This is a genomic window from Streptomyces sp. TRM64462, assembly GCF_013362995.1.
In the GTDB taxonomy this organism is placed as follows: Bacteria; Actinomycetota; Actinomycetes; order Streptomycetales; family Streptomycetaceae; genus Streptomyces.
In genome coordinates, this window is the sequence record NZ_JABWDV010000331.1 from 1 (window position 1) to 19,466 (window position 19,466).

The window sequence follows — 19,466 nt, forward strand, 5'->3', positions numbered from 1 at the left end:
TCCACCGCGCGGGCGAGTGGGCGCGCGGGATCGGCGTGCTGGACCCTGTCTTCGGGGTGTGGGAGGAGTCGGACCTCGCCCGGCTGGACCCCGCACCGCTGAAATCGCTGCCGACCGCCACGGCGGGCGGCACCCGGGATCCCGGGCGCTCCGGCTCTGTCACGGCGGAGCCCGCGGAGCCTGCGGAGCCTGCGGAGCCGGATCTGGCGGCGGCCTGGTTCGTCTGGTCGCGGTTCGCCGACGACTACGTGACGGACCGGTACGTCGAGAGCCGGGACGTCCCGGGAGTACGGGAGTTCCTCGCCCGCCTGCGGGAGTTCGCGCCTGCCGGCGCCGGGGGCCCGCGGTGGCGGCCGGGCAACCCGGTGGAGCGTGGCCTGGCCGAGCTGTGGTCGCGCAGCGCGGTGCTGTCCGCGCCGCAGTGGCGCGAGGAGCTCCGGGCGGCGCTGGACGGGGCCGCAGGTGAGGTGGTCGAGTGGCTCACCGAACTGGTCGTCAGCCGGACGGCGCTGTCCGATGCCGGGGCCGGGGCGCGCCGGGACGCCTTCTCCCGTGTGGTGCTCGGCCAGTTGGCGCGGCTGCGGCCGGCGCCGCTGCTCGTGGAGGCACGCAGGGCCCTCGCCGCCGCTGCCGAGCCGTCCGGGCGGGGCACCGCTACCGGCACCGCCACCGGCCCCGCCACCGGCCCCGGCCTGTGGCCGACCGTCGCCGCGACCGGTGCCGGTATGCGGCTCTGGCAGCCGGGTGGCGCGCCCTCCGGGTGGACCTCGGGCGAACGGGTCGCGCGGCTCGCCGCCAGGGTGGCCGGCTGCTTCGACGACCGCGGCGCGTACAGCGAGGCCTGCGACAGCCGCGTCGCCGAGTCCACGATGCTGCTGGCGCTGCTGCGCCGCGAGCGCGTCCTCACCGGGACCCAGGAGTCGCTGCTGCGGTTCCTGGACCGCCGCAGGCGGGACCCCGCTCTGAACGCGGTCGAGCGCCGCCTCGCCGAGATCGCCCTGGGCGAGTCCACCGGACCGTGCGATGCCGAGGAACTGCTGGCGGGCTTCGCTCACTTCACCTCGGAACGCAAGCGGCTGATGCTGGGCACATACCTGGCGGTCCTCGGAGCCGGGCCGTACCCGGAGGTCGACCTCGCCGGCCTCGACTACCGCGGCTTCGCGATCTGGAGGTCGGTCTGTGCGCGGTGAAGATCCTCAATGCCTATGGCCGCGGGCGGCCTGACCTGGTCGGCGAAGAGGACCGGGAGTTCCTCCTCACCCGACTGCGCGCGGGCCGGCGCGACATCTGGGAGGCCAACATCGGCGCCCATCTGCTCGCCCTGCTGGCCGTCCACGAGTTCGCGCCCGGCGGCCGGGTCGTACGGGACGGGATCGAGGCGGTCGTGGCCGTGCGCAACCCGGACGGCGGTGTGCCGTTCATCCCCGACTACGCCGTATTCTTCGGCGCACTGGGCGGGCTCGCGCTCGCCGAGACCGGCGCCGATCCGCTGCTGCTGGCCAGGATCGGCGAATACCTGCTCCAACAGCAGAACGCAGGCGGCCACTGGCCGTACACCGAACGGGTGACCCAGGACGACGTCGAGACCGCGGGCGCCGTCATCGAGACCCTGCGGGCCATCGACCCGGTCCGCTACCGGACCGCCCTGGACCGCGGCGGCGCGTACCTGGCCGGCATGGCCAACCCGGACGGCGGCTTCCCCACCTACGTGTCCGGCCACCCCTCCGAGATCGTGATGACCGCGAACGTCGTCAACGCCCTCGCACCCGACTGGGACACCTACTCCGGGATCCTGAACCCCGCGGTGGCCTTCCTGCTCGGGGCGCAGCAGCCGGACGGCACCTTCGAGCGCAGCTGGAGCCTGAGCGAGGCACACGCGATCCGCCGAGTCCTGCACGCCCTGCACCGTGTACCCGACGGCGAGCTCCCGCGCTTCCGGCAGGGCATCGACCAGGTCCGCGACCGCGCCGAGGCCTACCTGCACCAGACCCAGAACCTCGACGGGGGACAGACCGCGGGCGACACCAGCGATCCCATCAGCACCGTGCACTCACTCAGCGCCCTGTCCGTGCTGGACGGCCCGGAGACCCGGGAGCGGCGTGAGCAGGGCCTCGCCCACCTGCTGAGCCGGCAGCGCCCGGACGGCGGCTTCACGTCCAAGCCCGACCAGGTCGCCCCGCGCCCCATCCCGTACAACTTCCCGAACATGGCGGGGATCTACGTCTTGACCGCGCTGGGCGACCTGCGGCGGCATGGCCATCTGCCCGGCTGCCCGCCCAGCGCCGCGGCACCGCCGTCCTCGCGCACCGCCGCTGCCGACGAGGCGTGGCCCCTGTCCCCGGCATCCTGGGGTTCGACGCTGCGAACTGGTACGACTACGTCATCGTCGGCGCGGGATCCTCGGGATGCGTGCTGGCCAACCGGCTCAGCGAGGACCCGGCCGTCAACGTCGCCCTGATCGAAGCCGGCGACTCCGCCACCACCCGCGAGCTCCACGTGCCCGCGGCGTACGGACGGCTGATCCAGAGCTCGTACGACTGGAACCTGTGGAGCGAGCCCGAACCGGGCCTGGGCGGCCGCCGCCTGCCTCTCCCCAGGGGCCGCACACTGGGCGGCTCCAGTGCCGTGAACGCGATGATCTACATCCGCGGTCACCGCTCCGACTACGACGCCTACGCCGCCCGGGGCGCGACCGGCTGGTCCTACGACGAGGTGCTGCCGTACTTCCGCCGCTCCGAGGACAACGAGCGCGGTGCCGATGCCTACCACGGCACCGGCGGGCCGCTGAGCGTGTCCGACCCGCGCAGCCGCCACCCACTGGCCGACGCTTTCCTCGACGCCTGCGAGCAGGCGGGACACCCCCTGAACCCCGACTTCAACGCGGCCGTCCAGGACGGCGCCGGCCGCTACCAGCTGACGCAGCGGCAGGGCCGCCGGTGCAGTACCGCCACCGCGTTCCTGCTCCCCGCGGTGTCCCGGCCGAACCTCACCGTCATGACCGGGGCGACAGTGCAGCGGATCCTGATCGAGCATGGCCGAGCCACCGGCGTGCTGGCCCGGCGAGATGGCCGGGAGTTCACTGTCGCGGCCGGGCAGGAGGTCGTCGTCTGCGCGGGCAGCTACCACTCCCCGCAGCTGCTCATGCTCTCCGGTATCGGCCCGGCGGCCGAACTGGCCGCCCACGGCATCCGGATCCAGCAGGATCTGCCAGTCGGCGAAGGGCTGCAGGACCACCTCGCGGTGCCGCTGGTCTGGCTCACCGACGAACCGACCCTGCACGCCCGGTCCACGCCGCACAACCTCGACCTGGCCTGGCACGAGGGCCGCGGGCCGATGACCTCCAACGGCAGCGAGGCCGGTGCGTTCCTGCGCACCCGCGACGGCCTGCCCGCACCGGATGTCCAGCTCGGCTTCGCCCACGCGATCTGGCATGAAGAGGGCCTCGGCGACACCCGGCACAACGGCTACACCATCCTGGTCTCGTTCCTCCATCCCGCCGGCCGAGGCCGGGTCGCCCTCCGGTCGGCCGCGCCCGACCACACGCCGCGCATCCTCGGCAACTTCCTCACGGACCAGGCCGACGCGCACAGCGTGGCGGACGGGCTGAGGCTCGCGCTGGACATGGCCGGTCAGCCTGCCCTGCGGGCCCGCGGCGGCCGCCCCTTCCTGCTCCCCGCCGAGGACGACGACCGCGCCCTGGTGGAGTTCGCCCGGCGCACCGGCAGCACGACGTACCACCCCACCTCGACCTGCGCGATCGGCCGTGTCGTCGACGAACGGCTCCGCGTCCTGGGAATCGAGGGTCTGCGCGTCGCGGACGCCTCCGTGCTGCCGGCCGTCCCGCGCGGCAACACCAACGCGGCCGCCATCATGGTCGCCGAGAAGGCATCCGACCTGATCCGCCGACGCGACCCCCTGGCGGGCGCCACCGCCACCCTGCCGCAGAGGTCTGCCGGGTACGAGCGGACCCGGACCCGGGACCAGAACCGGACCCGGAACCGGGACCAGAACCGGACCCGGAACCGGACCCAGGCCCGGGACCGACTGCACGAGCTCGGAGCGAACGCCGCCCCCGTCGACCCCGCCGATCTCGACACCCTCTGGACCCGACTGGACACCGTCCGCCCCGACCAGATCCTCGGCACCTGGCGCGGCACCGCCCTCAACACCGGCCACCCCACCGCCGACCGCCTCCGCGCACTGCGCTGGTACGGCAAGGCCTTCCACTCACCCGACGAGGTCGAGCCGATGATCTGCCGCGACGAGAACGGAAACCTGTACGCCGACACACAGGCGGCCGGCGGTGGCGGACGACTCCTGTCACTGCCCTTCCGCGGCGAGATCACCACCGCGCTCCTGTACGACACCAAGCCCGTCGTCGACTACTTCAAGCAGGCCGACGAAGACACCCTGATGGGCATCATGACCGGCAGCGACCGCCCTTCGGAGGCAGGGCACCCGTTCTACTTCGTACTCCTGCGTCCGTAAGCGAACGGGCCCGGCACCTGGCGGCCTGACCGACATGACGTCCGGCCGCCGAGCGAGCCGTCGAGACCATGCTTATCGATGTCGCCACCCTGACGGCGTCAGCCTCATGGCCACCGTCGAGATGCGCCTCCTCCGGACCCGACGGAGCCTGAGGCCATGTCGAGTCCGGAGCAGCCCCCCGAGTCGGGGAGTCCGTCGTCGGCGGGCGGAGGCCGCGAGGGTGCCGGTCGAGCCTGGGGACCCCGCCCGCCGAGCCGGTCCCGCACGGGGTGGATCGTCGGGTGCTCGTGTCTGGCCGTGGTGGTCCTCGCGGTGATCCTCGTTGTGGTCCTCCTCCTCGTCGCCGGTGGTGACGAGGAGCCGGAGCGCGAGGTGCCGCCGTCGCCCACGGGTGTGCGTCCCACGGCAACGACTGCCAGCCCCGGCCGGCCACAGGAGGAGGGGCCGGAAGGGGACGTTCAGATCACGTCGTGTGCCGTCGACTCCCTCACGAACCTCGCCAGGGCAGAGCTCTTGATCACCAACCGGTCCAGCAAGCCCAGCAACTACATCGTGCAGATCGAATTCGTCGACGCGTCCGGCCGGCGGCTGGACGAAGGGTACGCCGCCACGAACAACGTCGCGCCAGGCCAGCAGTCGTCCGTGGCGGCCCAAGGGCTGACTCAGATCGATGGCCCCATCACCTGTCGGATCGCCGACGTCACGCGCTTCGCATCGTGAAGGTGGATCTCGTTGCAGAAGCTCGTGCGGATCGAGGCCGGAGCCCCGGACAGCGGGGAAGACCAGCGTGTCGAGCGCGCACCAGGTGTACAGGGTGCGGCCGTCGGTCTCGTACCGGTGAGGGGGCGGATTCAGGGTGAGGCCGTAGCCGGTGATGCGGCCATCGGCGTCGTACTCGGTGTCGGGCGTGGACGAGTGCCTGGCGGATCTCCTCGGCCGGCGGCCAGCAGCGTCAGCAGAGGGTGCAGCAGCGCCGGTTCCAGGCCGGGGGCGCTGGTGAGCGCGTCGTTGAAGCGGGCGGCGAAGTCCTGGGTGTCGGTGTCCACGACGGGTCCTTCCCTTCGCTGCGTGGAGGGGTCTGATGCCGCCGACCGTAGGGTCTGCCCCCGCGGTGAGGGTCAAGCCCGCGGGCCGCAGCCGCGCGGATCGCCGGCCCAGCACAGGTCGCTCTCCGCCAAGTCGGCCTGGTGCGCGGCCTCGAACGTCTCGATCCGATCCAGGATCTGCTGGTGGGCCGCGATGCGCCGGCGCAGCCGTTCGCGGGAGCGGTGCAGCAGCTCGGCCAGGTGCGAGCCGACCTGTCCGTCGGCGCCGTCGAGATACGCCGTGGTCAGTTCGCGGATCTCGGCGACGGTCAGGCCCAGGCCGCGCAGCTCGCCGATGAACCGCACGCACCACAGGGCGTCGGCGGTGTAGAGCCGGTAGTTGGCCGGGCTGCGGCCCAGGGTGTAGACGAGGCCGAGGTCGGTGTACGCGCGCAGCGTCTTGACCGGTACCCCGGTCCGGCGGGACAGCTCTCCGACCGTCATCGGCCGCGCCCGGTTCCCACCTATGACGAAATCCTTTCCGGATCCTTTCCGGTGGTCTCAGGCGGCGCAGCAGGACAGCTTGGTGACGTCGCGGGTGTACGTCTGGGCCGCGAGCTTCAGGCCCTCGGCCATGGTCAGGTACGGGCACCACAGGTCGGCCATCTGCCGCACCGTCATCCCGCCCGCCAGCGCGTAGACGGCGGTGGCGATGACGTCACCGGCACCGTCGGCCAGGACGTGTGCACCGAGGAGACGGCCGGTGGCGGCGTCGGCGACGAGCTTGATCAGGCCGCGGGTGTCGCGGTTGACCAGCGCACGCGGCACGTACGGAAGCGGCAGGACGCGGCAGTCGCAGGTGTAGCCCTGGGCGACGGCCTCGGCGTCGGTCAGGCCGGCGGAGGCGATGGCCGGAGTGGTGAAGGTGACCCGCGGCAGGTGGCGGTAGTCCACCGTGCGCCCGGTGCCGTCGAAGGCGTTGTCGGCGATCAGGGCACCGTGGGCGGAGGCGACGTAGACGAACTGGGGGTGACCGGTGACGTCCCCGGCCGCCCAGATCCGCCGGTTCGCCGTACGCAGCTGCCCGTCGACGACGACTTCCCCCCGCGCGCCCGTGGTGACCCCGACCGCCTCCAGGTTCAGGCCGTCGGTGACCGGGCGGCGGCCGGTGGCCACCAGCAGCTCATCGGCGCGCAGCTCCAGCCTCCTGCCCTCCCTGGTACGGGCGGTGGCCACGATCCCGCCCGAGTCCCGGCGCACGGTGGTGAGGCGGGTGTGGGTGTGGACGGTGATGCCCTCATCCGCGAAGACGTCCTGAAGGGCTGCGGAGATCTCCGGTTCCTCGCCGGAGGCGAGGCGGCTGCGGGCCACCACGGTGACCCTGGTGCTCAGGCGGGCGAACAGCTGGGCCTGCTCCAGCCCGACATACCCGGCGCCCAGGACCAGCAGGCTCTCCGGCAGCACGTCCAGGTCCATGGCGGTGGTGGAGGTCAGGTAGCCGGCCTCCGCCAGGCCGTCGACGGGCGGCGCCCACGGGGCCGAGCCGGTGGCGATCAGGTAGTGCGCGGCGTGGATCCGGCGGCTGCCGCCGCCGTCGCCCGGCGTGACGTCCAGGGCGGGGTCGTCCCGGTCGCCGGTGAAGCGGGCGGTGCCGGGCAGGATGTCCCAGCCGTACTCGGTGGCCAGGTCCGTGTACTTCTCCGCCCGCATCTCCTGGACCAGCTTGTCCTTGCCGTCGATCAGCGCGTCGAAGTCCACCGGCCCGGCCTCGGTGCGGATGCCGGGGAAACGCTGCCCATCCAGCGCGCCGCGGCGGGCCCCGGCGGCGGCCAGCAGCGCCTTGGACGGCACACATCCGGTGTTGACGCATGTGCCGCCGGTGGTGGCCCGCTCGACCATCGCCACCGAGCGGCCCTTGCGCCGGGCGGCGATCGCGGCGGCGAACGCCCCGCCGCCCGAACCGATGACCGCCAGGTCGAAACCGTTGTCCGCTTGGCTCACCGCGGCACCTCCTCGCCTGCGGGACCGTGTGATCGGAACCGTTCTATGCGCTTTCCCGAATAGCCCCTGAGGACATACTATGCGGCTAGGCGAATAGTTCCAGTTGTGGAGGCCCCCGATGACCGACCGCGCCACCACCGCCACCGCCCCTCCTGCCCGGGAGGGCGTGGAGGAGGTGCCGTGTACCCATCTGGGCACGGTGGCGAAGTTCTTCCGCGCTCTGGCCGACCCCACCCGCCTGAAGCTGCTGGAGTACATCCAGCGCGGCGAGCGCACCTCCGCCGACTGCGTCGCCTACGCCGGCATCTCCCAGCCGCGCGTCTCGGTCCACCTGTCCTGCCTGGTCGACTGCGGCTACGTCACGGCCCGCCGCGACGGCAAGAAGCTGCGCTACTCCGTGGGCGACCCGCGCGTGGCCGACCTGATCGTGCTCGCCCGCTCCCTGGCCGCTGACAACGCCACCGCCCTGACCTGCTGCACCCGCATCCCCGACAGCGAACGCCGCTGACTGCCACACCGTGCAGGCCGCGATTGCCGGTCGCGGCCTGCAGCGGCGTGGTCACGTCGCCTGTGAAACCTTGATCATTGTCCTGCCGCAGCAGCAGGTCGGGCTCTGCCGGCCGCCGCATGTGGCCGGGGCGCCCTTGGTCACCGTCAGCTCGCAGCCGCAGTTCTCGTCCGGGCAGCGGTAGACCTCTCCTTCGCGGAACGGCATCGCTCTCACCTCTCACCTCTCGCTTCTCGCGTTCTCGCGTTCTCGCCGGACACGAGTAACGCTAGAACCCGGCCCCAGGGGCAGGGTCAACACTGGAGGTGGAAGGAGGCCGACCATGGCGTCACCCATGCTCACCATCGGGCAGGCCGCCCGGGCCGCAGGACTCACCCGGAAGGCGGTCCGCGTCTACGAGGCCAGGGGCCTGCTGCCGGAGGCGGAACGCAGCACGGCCGGCTACCGGCTCTACAGCCCCGGCGACGTCGAACTGCTGGCCTTCATCCGACGGGCCCGCGCTCTCGGCCTGCATCTCGACGACGTACGCGAAGTGCTGGAGATCCGCCGAGGCGGCCGACCGCCTTGCGACGCCGTCCGCGACCTCCTCGACGCCCGTGTCGCCGAGATCGACACCACTGTGGCCGACCTGCTCGCCCTGCGTCAGGCCCTCACCGACACCCGGCGAGCGGCTGATGAACGTCCCTGCGCGGAGTCGTCCGAAGTCTGCCCGATCATCGAAGACGCCTGAGCCGGCCGGCCGGCACCCGCGGACACCGTTCCGGTGCGCTGGTGGCGGTCCTCAGGCGGCGGGTGTGAGTTCGGCGCGGCCGAAGAGGAGGGCGTAGCCACGGGGCAGGTCCGCGAGGAGGCGGTGGGTGAGGTCGTCGCCCGCGAGGTCGGCGATCACGCTGAGGACCGTTCCCGTGGCCCAGCGGGCCTCGGGCACGGTGAGCGGCGCGAGGTCGCGGGCGACGGTCTCGACGAACTCGGGGCCGGTGACGGGTTCGGTCACCGGTATCTGCGCGGCGAGGAGGGCGCCGGCCTGGGGAGGCAGGAGGTGTACGAGGTCGATGCGTTCGTCGCCGATGACGTGACCGCCCAGCACGGTCAGCACGGCCCGCAGCACGCGTTCCGCCTCGGCGGGGGTGTCGTAGCGGCCGGCGGTGCGTACGCGCTCGACGAGTTCGTCCCACCTCATGTTGTGTGCCCTTTCCTCCCCGCCGCCGGGTCGGCGGCGGGGAACATCACGTCAAGTCGTCGTTCCTGTGGGTACGTGTCAGGCCGCACGGGGGCGGCCGAAGAGCAGGTCGTAGCCCGGGGGGAGCTGCGTCAGGACGCGCTCCGTCAGGTCGTCGTCGCAGCCGTCGGCGACGACGCTGAGGACGGCGCCGACATCCCACTTGGCGGTCTCCTCCGTGGCCCCGTCGATCCACGCCGCGGTGGCGCGGACGAACCGCTCGGGTGAGAGGGGCTCCGCGGCCTGCAAGGGGTTGAGCAGGATCAGCGAGAAGGTCTCCGGCAGACGTGCGGCCAGGTCGCTCCGCACGTCGCCCACCAGGTGGGCGCCGAGCAGTGCCAGCACGACGCGGGCCGCGCGTTCCGCCTCGTGGCGGGAGGAGTACTCGCCGCGTTCCTGGACGCGCTCCAGGAAGGGTTCCCACCGTATGCGCATGGCGCTGGGCCTTCCGGTCGCCGGCCACGCGGAGTGCGGGCCCCGGCGGCGGGGATCGGTGCCGGGGCCTGACTCCGTGCGGCCGTACGCGGGTGATCAGCTCTCGATCTGCCGCTGTGCGGCGCCTTCGCCGACGCTGATGGCGATCTTGCGCGGCTTGGCGCGTTCGGCGATCGGGATACGCAGGGTCAGGACGCCCGCGTCGTAGCCCGCCTCGATGCGCTCGGCGTCGAGGGTGTCGGCCAGCATGACCTGGCGGGAGAACACACCCAGGGGGCGTTCGGACAGCTCGACCTGCACGTCCTCGGCCCTGACCTGGGGCCGACGCTCGGCCTTCACCGTCAGCATGTTGCGCTCGACGTCGACGTCGATGGCGTCCGGGGAGACGCCCGGGAGGTCGAAGGCGATCACGTACTCGTCACCCTCGCGGTACGCGTCCATCGGCATCGGCGTGGGCCGCGACCATGTGCCCGCCGAACCCACGAGCCGCTGAGCGAGCCGGTCGAGTTCCTGGAACGGATCGGTGCGCATCAACATCGGTCAACACCTCCAGTGAAATCAGGCACTTCATGCCAATGCGCTTCACCTGTATCCGGTTGTAGCATGTCATCGTTCCTATGACAACCGTGGCCGTCATCGGTTCGTTGACGGCCTGGAAGCAGTGGTGAGAGGAGGCCCCTCGTGGGCGGAACGGGGCAGTCGGCGTCGCCGGAACCGGGCCCTTCTTCCCTGGTCGCCGCGGCGGCGGCGCTGACCGCCATCGAGGAGGCGGTCCGCGCGGCGGCCGATCCCGCCGCCGGTACGCCGGGCGGCACCGACGCGGCCGAGGCGGCGGACGCGGGCGAGGCGGCGGACGCGGGCGAGGCGGTCGTCGGTCCGGAGCCGGGTGGCCCCGAGCAGGCCCTGGCGGTGCTGCTCATGCTGCGCGAGGTACGGCGCAGCCTGGACGCCTGGGAGCCCGGCCTGATCGAGGCCGCCCGCACGGCCGGCGCGAGCTGGGCGGACCTCGCCGGGCCGCTGGGCGTCGCGAGCCGCCAGGCCGCCGAGCGCCGCTATCTGCGCGTGCGGCCCGGGGGAGAAGGCGCCACGCGGGACCAGCGGGTCAAGGCGACGCGCGACCGCCGGGCGGCCGACCGGACCGTCTCCGCGTGGGCGCGCGACAACGCGGCGCAGCTGCGGCAGCTCGCCGGGCAGATCACGGCGCTGGACGATCTGCCCCGCCGGGCGCGCCCGCCTCTGGAGGGCCTCGCGCGGGCGCTGGCCACCGACGACGCCGCCGACCTGATCGGCCCGCTCGGCGACACCGGCGCCCACCTCCGGCATCACCACCCGGAGCTGGCGCAGCGAGTCGACGACGTCATCCGGCGGACCGACGAGCTACGCCGCACCAGCGACCACCGCCGCCGCACACTCAGCTGACCCGAGCGCGACACCACCAGACGGCGGGCCTTGGCAGGTGGATCCCGCTCGGTACTGCCCGGTCCCCGGCCGATGCCCCCGTCAGCCTGCCGGGTACGGCGGTGCGGACGGCAGCGGAGAGCGGGACCAGCGGACGGGGTTGCCGTCGGGGCCGTCGGTGAGCCAGCAGCCGTCGCCCAGGGGCTCCAGTTCGTACGGGCTGCTCGCCTCGACGGCGATCTCGCCGCCGACCGCGCCGGTGCGCACGTCGACCAGGTGGTACCGGAACCACTCCTCCTCGTCCTGGCTCTCACCGCCCAGGGTGACCACGGCCGTGTCGGGGGTCAGATAGCCGCCGCTCCATTCCACGAAGGTCTCCTCCGGGTCGTACCCGAAGGCCTCGACGGGCAGCGTGAAGAGCACGTCGCCGCTGGGGTGGCGGTGGAAGGCGACGTCCGCCTGCCCGTGGTCGACCGTCATGAACTGCTGGCCGTCCGGCGCCAGGTCGATCAGGCAGCGGTCCCACCACGGGTACGTCACGAACTCCGGCTCGCCGTCAGCCCCGGCCGTACCCCGCAGAATGACGGAGCCGTCCTGGCCCTCACCGATGTCGAGGTAGACGCTGCCGTCCACCGGGTGCACGTGGTGGTGGGCGCCGTGCCCGACCGTCTCCAGCTCCCTGCGAACGAGGACCGCCCCGCTCTCGGCGTCGTACACGACCCACTGGTCTCCGTCCCCGCGTCCGGCCATCGCGTCCGGCCGGTAGACCCACACGGTCCGGCCGTCCAGCGACAGCGCGCAGCCGGGCCGGTGGCCATGGGGCACGTCGGAGTGCGGCGCGAAGTCCGACGCCCACACGAGGTCACCGGTGCGTGTGAGGCAGACGACTCCGTTCAGCGTCGTATACACGACTCGCTCCAGATCGGGCCGGACCGCCGACGCCACGACCTCGTCGCCGGCCCGCGGCTGGAACACCGCGGCGGGCTCCAGCGTCCCGAAGGCGCCGGGGTCCAACACGTAGGCATGGATGCACCCGCCGCGGTGGCGTGTGATGACCTTCGGAGGCCGCGCAGGAATCATCCGCCGAGGCTAACGCCGAACTCGGGCTGCCCCGTATCCGGGTCGAGGCCGTGCCGTGCCTTGAAAGACTGCGGAGGGGAGATTTGAGGAGCCCCGCGAGTCGCGATGAGTCCTGCGGCGTCCGGCGGTCGTACTGTCGAAGCGCTATCGAGGAGGACTTCTGATGCGCAGCGTGACCTATTCGATGGGTGTCTCACTTGACGGCTACATCGTCGGGCCGGACGGCGGCTTCGACTGGTCGGAGCCCGACGAGGAGGTCTTCCGCTTCGCCACCGACGAGGTGCGAGAGCTCGGCGTCCACCTGATGGGGCGACGGCTGTACGAGACGATGCTGTACTGGGAGACCGCCGACCAGAATCCCTCGCTCGACTTCCCGACGCTCGAGTTCGCCGCGATCTGGAAGCGGCTCCCCAAGGTGGTGTTCTCGACCACGTTGTCGGCGGTGCAGGGCCATGCCCGCCTGGCCTCCGGCGACCTCGCGGAGGAGATCGAGCGGTTGCGGGCCGAGCCGGGGGAGGGCGACATCGCGATCGGCGGCGCGACTCTCGCCGCCGAAGCGGCCGCGCTGGGTCTGATCGACGAGTACCGGCCCAGGGTGCATCCGGTGCTGGTCGGCGGTGGCATTCCGTTCTTTCCCCAGCACGAGCGCCGGGTGGATCTCGAACTCGTCGAGAGCCGCACCTTCCGCTCGAAGGTCGTCCACCTCCGCTACCGCGTGGTGCGCCAGGCCGTGTCCTGACGGGATCCGACGTGCCGGTGCCGGGCCGCCGGGTGTGCGGGTCAGGCGGTGAGCGGCAGGTCCGCCCAGACGGTCGTCCCGTGGCCACCGGAGCGGGAGCCGTGAGCGGTGGCGATGCGGTCGACGATCAGGATGCCCCGCCCGTGCTCGTCCTCGTCGCAGCCGGCGATCCAGGTGCCCTTGGTCCGGGAGGGGCCGCCGTCCTGGACCTCCAGGTGCACGGTGCCGGCGTCCGCCTCCTCCAGCCGCAGGGCGACCGGGGGCAGCGCGTGCTCGACGGCGTTGGTGACCAGTTCCGACACGACCAGCAGGACCGGTTCCACGGCGGCATCCGACGCGACGCCCCAGCCGTGGAGGGCGGCGCGGGCCACACGGCGTGCGATGCCCGCGGACTTCGGTCCGTGGGGCAGCAGCCAGAGCCGTCCCTTCCCCTGGGCGGCCCGGTCGTCGGCGGTGGTGATCATGGATCTCACATCCAGAGGCGGTACGGGAGGTGTCCGGCTGACCGTCCTCGCCCTTCCTTGCCCTTCCTTTCTACGGATCCCGGGCGTCCGGCGTACCAGGGAGAATCCCTGGTCTCGCACCCGCGCCCCGGGAACGGGGACTGGGGAAAACCCCTAGGCCGCGCCGTCGCGATCAGTGTTCGGATAGCGGTGTCCCGGCCCTGGGACGGGAACGGAGCGGGACATGGGCGACGGGGTGGGCGGTGCCGGCCGTGCGACGCACGATCTGTTCGTCGGGCGGGCCGCGGAGCTGCGTGCCCTGGCTGAGGCCGCCCGGCGTGCCCGCTCGGGGGCGCCGGGCGTCGTGGTGGTGTCCGGAGAGGCGGGGATCGGCAAGACCACTCTGGCCCGCCGGTTCGTCCGCGGCCTGGAGGGGTTCACGATCGCCAGGGCCGTGTGCGACCGGGTGGAGCAGGACCTCGCGTACGGTGTCGTCAGCAGCTCATGGCACGGGCATCGGCCGGGGGCCACCGCCCGCGCCCCGGCGCCCCGACGGTGTGGCGCGCCGGCACGGACACGCGTGCCGTCAGCCGCGCACTGCTCTCGGCGCTCTGCGACGCCACCCGGGTCGCCCCCGTCGCCGTGGTCATCGACGACGCTCAGTGGATCGACCCGGAATCCGCCGCGGCGCTGGGAGTGGTCCTCAACCGGCTGGACCGCTGCCGGTTCCTGCTGATCGTCGTGGTGCGCACGCCACCCGCCGGGCCGCCTTCCGCACGGCCGGCGCCCGCGGCCGTCCCGGCGCCCCTGGCGGGCTTCGTCGGTGTGCCGGACCGGGTGGACCACCTCCGGCTGGGCCGGCTGACGGTCGACGAGACGCGTGCCCTGGTCGAGGCCGGTGGCGCCGGGCTGGCCGGCGCGGCCCTCGCGGACTGTCTGCACCGGCGCACCGGGGGACACCCGCTGCACACGGGACTCCTGCTGTCCAGCACCCCGATCGAGGAGCTGCTGACACGCGGCGGGTCCTGCTCCGTGCCCCCGGCGTTCTCGGACACCATACGGGCCCGGATCGGCGAACTCCCCGCGGACAGCCGCAGGATCGTCGAGGCACTGGCGGTCGTCGACTCCTGGCAGCCGCTCGGCCTGGTCGCACGACTCGCGGGGGTGGAGGTGCGCGACGGCGGGCGTGAGCAGGCGCTGGAGCCGCTGATCGGCGCCGGGCTGGTGAAGCACCGGGAGAGCACGAGCGGCGAAGGGCTCCCGGCGCTTCTCGTACGCATCCATCACGAGCTGGAACGTGACGTGATCTACCGGGCGATCCCGCCGCGGCGGCGCCGTGAGCTCCATGCCTCCGCGGCACCCGCGATGTCCGGGCACGCGGCGTGGCGCCACCGTGTCGCGGCGGCCGACGGCTTCTCGGACTCGCTCGCCACCGCCCTGGAAGCGGAGGCCAGGGCCGTCGCCGAGCACGACCTCACCCACGCCTCGGCGTATCTGCTGTGGGCCGCCGGGCTCACCGAGGACCCGGCGGAGCGCGAGCGTCTCACCCTGACCGTGGTGATGTCCCTCCTCCAGGGCTTCGACGTGCGCCGTGCGCGTCGGCTCAAGAAGACGGTGGCCGCGTTCCCGCCGTCCCCGCTGCGCAGCCTGGTGCTCGGCCAGTTCGCGCTGCTGGAGGGCGATGCGGCGACCGCGGCGCATGACCTGTCCTCAGCCCTGGAGGCCTTGGAAGCCCCGGAGCAGGTGTCCGGTGAGAGTCGCCCCGGGTCCGCGCGGCTCGCCGGCGTGCTCAGGGCGTTCCTGGCGGCGGCGGAACTGGCCCTGTGCAGGGAGACGAGGGCTGTCGCCCTGGCCCGCCGCGCGCTGGCCGGCGGGCGGCTCGACGGCCCGCTCGCCGGGGCGGCCACGATCCTGCACTACGCGGCACTGATCGAGGCCGAGGGACCGGTCGAGGCCCTGCGTGCCTGGGAGCGGGCCGAGCGGCCGCCGGACGAGCCGGAGCGCCATCGTCCGTACGGCCGTATGGTGCTGATCTCGCGCGGGCTGCTGCGACTCGCCGCCGGCAGGCCCTCGCGCGCCCTCGGCGACCTGGAGTCGGGACTCCACTCGCCCGACGGGCTGCTCAGCCCCGTGGGCACGATCGAGGCGTCACGGCCGCTGCTGGCCTTCTGCCGCTATCTCCTGGGCGACTGGGACGCCGCCGAGTCCGAGGCCGAACAGGCCCTGGCGAGCGCGCTGATCCACGACTGCAGGGGAGCCGTGGTCTGCGCCCACAGCATCTCGGCCGTCGTCGCGTCCGGCCGTGGCCACGCGGCGCGCGCCGACGCCCATGTCCGGGAGGCGCGCAGGCTCAGCAGGACACCGGACGGGGTCATGCGCTTCGGGTTCACGTCGCTCGCTGCGGCGACCGTCGCGCACGCGCAGGCGGACCACGCCGGTGTCCTCCACGCGCTTCGCCCCCTGTTCGGCGCATCGGGGACGGGGCCTGTTCCGGAGGCACAGGAGGCGGAGGAGGCGCTCGGTCACACCTCCACCGAGCGCACCTGGTGTCTGCCCCTCTACGTCGAGGCGTGTCTCGCGCTCGGCCGTGACGCCGATGCGGAGCCCGCGCTCGCCGAACTCGTCGGCGTCGCCGAGGAGTTGCCTGCCCTCCGGGTTCCCGCTGGGTGGCTGAGCGCGCGCCTGGCGGAGGCGTCGGGCGACCTGAGCTCCTCCCTGGCCACGTACGAGGAGCTCCTCGGCTCCGGGTACGCGGCAGAGGACGACCTGCCGCTGTACCTCGCCTGCGCCGAACAGGGGGCGGCGCGCGTCCATCACGCGCTCGGCCGGAGCGCGACGGCCGTGGCCATGGCGGCGCGGGCCCGATCACGGTACGAGAGCCTCGGAGCCCGCCCGTACGCCGAGCGGTGCGCCGAGGCGCTCGCCGACTGGTCGGAGCGCCCCCCGGGCCGTCAGGCGAAGTCCGACGCCCCCGGCGCGGGGGCCGGGCGGTTCACCGCGCGCGAGCGGCAGGTGGCACAGCTCGTGGGGCAGGCGCTGACGAACGGGGAGATCGCCGCCGAACTCGACGTCACGGTGAAGACCGTCGAGTACCACCTCGGCAACATCTACACCAAGCTCGGCATCCGTTCCCGGCATGAGCTGCGCCGTATCGTCACGGGGATCTGAGGTCCCTCCGCGCCGACCGGAGCCGGAGGTGTCCGCGCAGGTCGCGCCGGCTCGTGAGGTTGAGCCGGGCGTAGACGTTGCCCAGGTGGTACTCCACGGTCCGGGCGCTGATGAACAGCGCTTCCGCGATCTCCTTGTTGGTCAGACCGCGGCCGGCCAGTTCGGCGATCTCCCGCTCACGGACCGTCAGTTCCTGTGAGGCGCCGCCGTGGCCGCGTACCGGCACGCCGCTCTCCGTGAGGGCGTCCAGGTCCGCCCGGCAGCGCTCCAGGAAGGGCAGCGCGCCGAGTGTGCGCAGGCGGCGCTGTGCCGACAGCAGCAGGGCAGCGGCCTCGCCATGCCGGCCATGCGGGCCATGCTGGCCATGCCTGCCCTGCCGGGACAGGCTCCTGCCGTACGCGTGCTCCAGCAGCGCGCGGTGGAGGGGCGGCTCGTCGGCGGGTGCGGGGCGCGCGAGCGTCTGCGCGAAGTGGCGCGCGGCGGCCTGCGGGTCCCCGTCGGCCTCGGCGCACAGCCCGGTCAGCCATCCGGCCACCGTCCGCAACGGCGGCCGCTCCCGGGCGAGTTCGACCAGTGCCGCCAGCCCCACCGCGGCCTCGTCCAGGCGGCCGCTACCGATCAGGGCCTCGACGTGGAGCGGAAGCCACCATGGCCGTGCCCAACGGGCCAGTCGTACGGCTCCGTCGCCGCCATCGCCACCCGTCCCCTGTGCGCCGGACAGCGGCTGAAGCGCCGCCAGCACACCCTCGGCGTCGTCGCGCGCGTGGGCGGACAGCGCCTTGGCCACGGCGAGGTGCGGAACGACGTCCAGGCCGAACTCGGCGGCCCACTTCTCCGCACCGCGGATGTGTTCCTCCGCCCCGGCCCGGTCGCCCCGGGCGGAGTGCAGCCACGACGCCGTGGCGTGCGCGGGCGCCTTGACGCACAGGACGTCCTCCGCTTCGGCGATCGCGAGCGCCCGGCCGGCAGCGGCGGCCGCGTCGTCCCATGCCCCCAGGTGGTAGTGGGCGGCGGCGAGGCTCAGATGCGCGTACGCGGCGATGAACGGCCCCTCACGGCACGCCGCGCCCTCAGCGCCTCCCCGCATCAGGTCCAGGGCCCTGCGCAGATCGCGGACGGCGGACGCCGACCGTCCCGCCCAGCCGCGCAGCGCGCCGCGGACGGCGAGCGTGCCCGCGTCCTGCGCGGCCACGGCGCTCTCCGCCTCCGGCAGCCCGCTGACCTCGCCGTACGCGTGCAGCGCCGGTGCCGGCGGGTGGACGAGCCCGAGTCCCAGACCCAGCAGCGCCCGCGCGCGCCGCGGCAGGTGCGGCGGCACACCGTCGCCGTCGAGGTCCAGCACCCTCCGCAGAGCGGCCAGCGCGGCGTCGCCCCTGCCCTGGTGCAGACGGAGCTGCCCCAGCCAGGTCCCGGCCATGGCGGAGACCCAGCGCGGGGAGCGGTCACCCGCGGCCTCCGTCAGCAGTCGCTCGCCGCTGCCCACCGCGCTGCGCGTGCTCGCGTACGCGCCCAGAACGAGGCTCCGTACGGCCGAGGGCGCCGACGCCTCCACCTCCGGCTGCAGCAGCGCCACGCGCGTGAAGTCCTCGGCCCACAGCGCATGGGCGGCTCCCACGCACACCAGGCGGTCCCGCTCCTCCCGGCTCCGGGACCGCCCGGCCGCCCACAGGAACCTCTGGGCCGCCTGCCGGGCGCTTCCGGCCGCCGCGAGGCGCCAGGCCTCCCGTTCCAGCTCCCGGGCCAGCCGGTGGTCCGTCCCCCGGCCGGCCGCGACGCGGTGCGCCCAGGACGACGACCGGTCGACGAGCGGGGCGGCCGCCTCGTGGAGCGTGCGCAGCCTGGCCTCCGGAACGGTGCCGACGACCACGTCCCGGTACAGGGGGTGCGCCAGCTCGACCGGCGCTGAGGGTTCGTCGGGCCACCACTGGAGGAGCCCCGCCCGCAGGCCCGCGTCCAGGGCTTCCACGGCGTCCGGTACGCCGGCGGCGCGGCCGACCGTGTGCAGCGGCGCCCGGCACGCGAGCACCGCCGCGCTCTCCACCAGGTGGCGGGCCGGCTCCGGCAGCGCCGCCAGCCGTCGGCGTACGTCTGCGGCCGCTCCCGCACCTGCTGCCGCTGTCACTGCCGCCCCTGCCGCCGCTGTCACTGCCGCCCCTGCTGCCGGTCCTCCCGCCGCTTCCGCTGCCGGGCCGGGGAGGGAGTCGTCGAGCGCGTCCGGATCCGGCGTCCGCTCCAGGAGCAGGCGCAGATACAGAGGATTGCCGCCCGTGCGGTCCACCAGCCGCCGCACCGTTCCGCCGCTCACCGGCCGGCCCGTGTACTCCCGGGCCAGACGGCCCACCGACGCCTCGTCGAGGCCGCGCACGGCCAGCCGCGCCGACCGGTCCTGCTCCTGCAGCAGCCGCTCCGCCAGGACGAGGGACTCGTTGGCGCCCCGCCTTCCGGGTGCCGGGGAGCGGGCCGCCATGACCGTCAGCACGCACCCCGTCCCCAGTCCGTGCAGGGCCACTCTGAGGGCCCGCAGCGAGGGCGGATCCGCCCGCTGGACGTCGTCGATCACCAGGGCGACCGGACGGGAACCGGGTCTCCGCAGCTCGTCCAGGAGGCCCTGCAGGGCGCCTCCGACCTGCGATGCCGGGGTGGCGGGGGTGATCCCGCCCTTCAGCAGGGGGAACCGTGTCAGCAGGCCCGGCGACGCCAGGGACGCCACCAGCTCCGACACGACCCCGAACTCCACCGGGGAGGAACCTGTACCGCTACCGCACCGGGCCCGCAGGACGACCGCGTCGGACAGGGCGGGGTCGGTGAGCCACTGCTGCAGCAGCGCCGACTTCCCGATCCCGGCCTCTCCTTCGACCAGGGCGGCGCACAGCCGTCCCCGTCGCACCTGCGACATCCACAGGCCGAGCTGCCTGCGGTGCTCCTCTCTTCCCACGAAGAGGGTCTCGCTGTCACGCACCAT

Annotated in this window: 17 protein-coding genes and 3 pseudogenes; 10 read left to right on the top strand and 10 right to left on the bottom strand. The window is 73.5% G+C overall.

The window, feature by feature from the left end; all coding sequences use genetic code 11:
- The 4 genes and pseudogenes from HTZ82_RS16850 to HTZ82_RS16860 all read left to right on the top strand — a co-directional run.
- Window positions 1-1,190, top strand: a pseudogene (locus HTZ82_RS16850) (hypothetical protein); the annotation flags it as partial.
- A complete protein-coding gene (locus HTZ82_RS32330; protein ID WP_254711910.1) occupies window positions 1,187-2,458 on the top strand; it encodes a prenyltransferase/squalene oxidase repeat-containing protein in 1,272 nt (423 codons plus the stop codon). The pseudogene HTZ82_RS16850 and the gene HTZ82_RS32330, both read left to right, overlap by 4 nt.
- The gene (locus HTZ82_RS16855) at window positions 2,410-4,488 is read left to right on the top strand and encodes a GMC family oxidoreductase N-terminal domain-containing protein (RefSeq protein ID WP_309235524.1); all 2,079 of its coding nucleotides are present in this window, start codon (window positions 2,410-2,412) and stop codon (window positions 4,486-4,488) included. Before HTZ82_RS32330 ends, HTZ82_RS16855 begins: the two co-directional genes overlap by 49 nt.
- Window positions 4,489-4,785: 297 nt before the next feature.
- Window positions 4,786-5,208, top strand: coding sequence for an FxLYD domain-containing protein (locus tag HTZ82_RS16860; protein ID WP_175410215.1), 423 nt, complete (start codon window positions 4,786-4,788; stop codon window positions 5,206-5,208).
- Between the two features lie 42 nt (window positions 5,209-5,250).
- On the opposite strand, the pseudogene merB reads toward HTZ82_RS16860, so the two are convergent.
- From merB to merA, 3 genes and pseudogenes are all read right to left on the bottom strand, one after another.
- Window positions 5,251-5,534 (bottom strand): annotated as a pseudogene (gene merB / locus HTZ82_RS32335) (organomercurial lyase); the annotation flags it as partial.
- 72 nt (window positions 5,535-5,606) lie between these two features.
- Complete coding sequence (locus HTZ82_RS16875) at window positions 5,607-6,017, bottom strand: MerR family transcriptional regulator (RefSeq protein ID WP_175410218.1); 411 nt, start codon at window positions 6,015-6,017, stop codon at window positions 5,607-5,609.
- Window positions 6,018-6,074: 57 nt separating this feature from the next.
- Window positions 6,075-7,514 (bottom strand): mercury(II) reductase, encoded by a 1,440-nt coding sequence (gene merA, locus HTZ82_RS16880; protein WP_175410219.1) that lies wholly within the window; start codon window positions 7,512-7,514, stop codon window positions 6,075-6,077.
- Window positions 7,515-7,632: 118 nt separating this feature from the next.
- On the opposite strand from merA, the gene HTZ82_RS16885 reads away from it, so the two are divergent.
- Complete coding sequence (locus HTZ82_RS16885) at window positions 7,633-8,022, top strand: helix-turn-helix transcriptional regulator (RefSeq protein WP_175410220.1); 390 nt, start codon at window positions 7,633-7,635, stop codon at window positions 8,020-8,022.
- A gap of 51 nt (window positions 8,023-8,073) precedes the next feature.
- On the opposite strand, the gene HTZ82_RS16890 is transcribed toward HTZ82_RS16885, so the two are convergent.
- Window positions 8,074-8,229, bottom strand: a complete 156-nt coding sequence (locus HTZ82_RS16890; RefSeq protein ID WP_175410221.1) for a hypothetical protein — start codon at window positions 8,227-8,229, stop codon at window positions 8,074-8,076.
- A 115-nt stretch (window positions 8,230-8,344) separates the two neighbouring features.
- On the opposite strand from HTZ82_RS16890, the gene HTZ82_RS16895 reads away from it, so the two are divergent.
- Entirely contained in the window at window positions 8,345-8,752 is a 408-nt protein-coding gene (locus tag HTZ82_RS16895; protein ID WP_175410222.1) for a MerR family DNA-binding protein, read from the top strand.
- Window positions 8,753-8,803: 51 nt separating this feature from the next.
- Here HTZ82_RS16895 and HTZ82_RS16900 read toward each other — a convergent pair whose 3' ends face one another.
- From HTZ82_RS16900 to HTZ82_RS16910, 3 genes are all read right to left on the bottom strand, one after another.
- Window positions 8,804-9,202 (bottom strand): DUF2267 domain-containing protein, encoded by a 399-nt coding sequence (locus tag HTZ82_RS16900; protein ID WP_175410223.1) that lies wholly within the window; start codon window positions 9,200-9,202, stop codon window positions 8,804-8,806.
- 78 nt (window positions 9,203-9,280) lie between these two features.
- Window positions 9,281-9,676, bottom strand: coding sequence for a DUF2267 domain-containing protein (locus HTZ82_RS16905; protein WP_175410224.1), 396 nt, complete (start codon window positions 9,674-9,676; stop codon window positions 9,281-9,283).
- Between the two features lie 96 nt (window positions 9,677-9,772).
- The gene (locus tag HTZ82_RS16910) at window positions 9,773-10,213 is read right to left on the bottom strand and encodes an Hsp20/alpha crystallin family protein (RefSeq protein WP_175410225.1); all 441 of its coding nucleotides are present in this window, start codon (window positions 10,211-10,213) and stop codon (window positions 9,773-9,775) included.
- Between the two features lie 144 nt (window positions 10,214-10,357).
- On the opposite strand from HTZ82_RS16910, the gene HTZ82_RS16915 reads away from it, so the two are divergent.
- The gene (locus HTZ82_RS16915) at window positions 10,358-11,095 is read left to right on the top strand and encodes a type III effector protein (RefSeq protein ID WP_175410226.1); all 738 of its coding nucleotides are present in this window, start codon (window positions 10,358-10,360) and stop codon (window positions 11,093-11,095) included.
- Window positions 11,096-11,176: 81 nt separating this feature from the next.
- On the opposite strand, the gene HTZ82_RS16920 is transcribed toward HTZ82_RS16915, so the two are convergent.
- Window positions 11,177-12,154 carry a hypothetical protein gene (locus tag HTZ82_RS16920; RefSeq protein ID WP_175410227.1) on the bottom strand — a complete coding sequence of 326 codons (978 nt, stop codon included), beginning with the start codon at window positions 12,152-12,154 and terminating at the stop codon, window positions 11,177-11,179.
- Window positions 12,155-12,317: 163 nt separating this feature from the next.
- Between HTZ82_RS16920 and HTZ82_RS16925 the strand changes: the two genes are divergently transcribed.
- Window positions 12,318-12,893: a dihydrofolate reductase family protein gene (locus HTZ82_RS16925; RefSeq protein WP_175410228.1), complete on the top strand. Its 576-nt coding sequence runs from the start codon at window positions 12,318-12,320 to the stop codon at window positions 12,891-12,893.
- A 41-nt stretch (window positions 12,894-12,934) separates the two neighbouring features.
- Here HTZ82_RS16925 and HTZ82_RS16930 read toward each other — a convergent pair whose 3' ends face one another.
- Window positions 12,935-13,357: an ATP-binding protein gene (locus HTZ82_RS16930; protein WP_175410229.1), complete on the bottom strand. Its 423-nt coding sequence runs from the start codon at window positions 13,355-13,357 to the stop codon at window positions 12,935-12,937.
- 223 nt (window positions 13,358-13,580) lie between these two features.
- On the opposite strand from HTZ82_RS16930, the pseudogene HTZ82_RS32340 reads away from it, so the two are divergent.
- Together HTZ82_RS32340 and HTZ82_RS16940 are read left to right on the top strand one after the other, a co-directional pair.
- Window positions 13,581-13,811: pseudogene (locus tag HTZ82_RS32340) on the top strand (AAA family ATPase); the annotation flags it as partial.
- Window positions 13,812-13,840: 29 nt separating this feature from the next.
- Window positions 13,841-16,504 (top strand): LuxR family transcriptional regulator, encoded by a 2,664-nt coding sequence (locus tag HTZ82_RS16940; RefSeq protein WP_254711912.1) that lies wholly within the window; start codon window positions 13,841-13,843, stop codon window positions 16,502-16,504.
- Here the strand turns inward: HTZ82_RS16940 and HTZ82_RS16945 are convergent.
- Window positions 16,491-19,466, bottom strand: a complete 2,976-nt coding sequence (locus tag HTZ82_RS16945; RefSeq protein WP_175410231.1) for a helix-turn-helix transcriptional regulator — start codon at window positions 19,464-19,466, stop codon at window positions 16,491-16,493. The two genes, HTZ82_RS16940 and HTZ82_RS16945, sit on opposite strands and share 14 nt — an antisense overlap.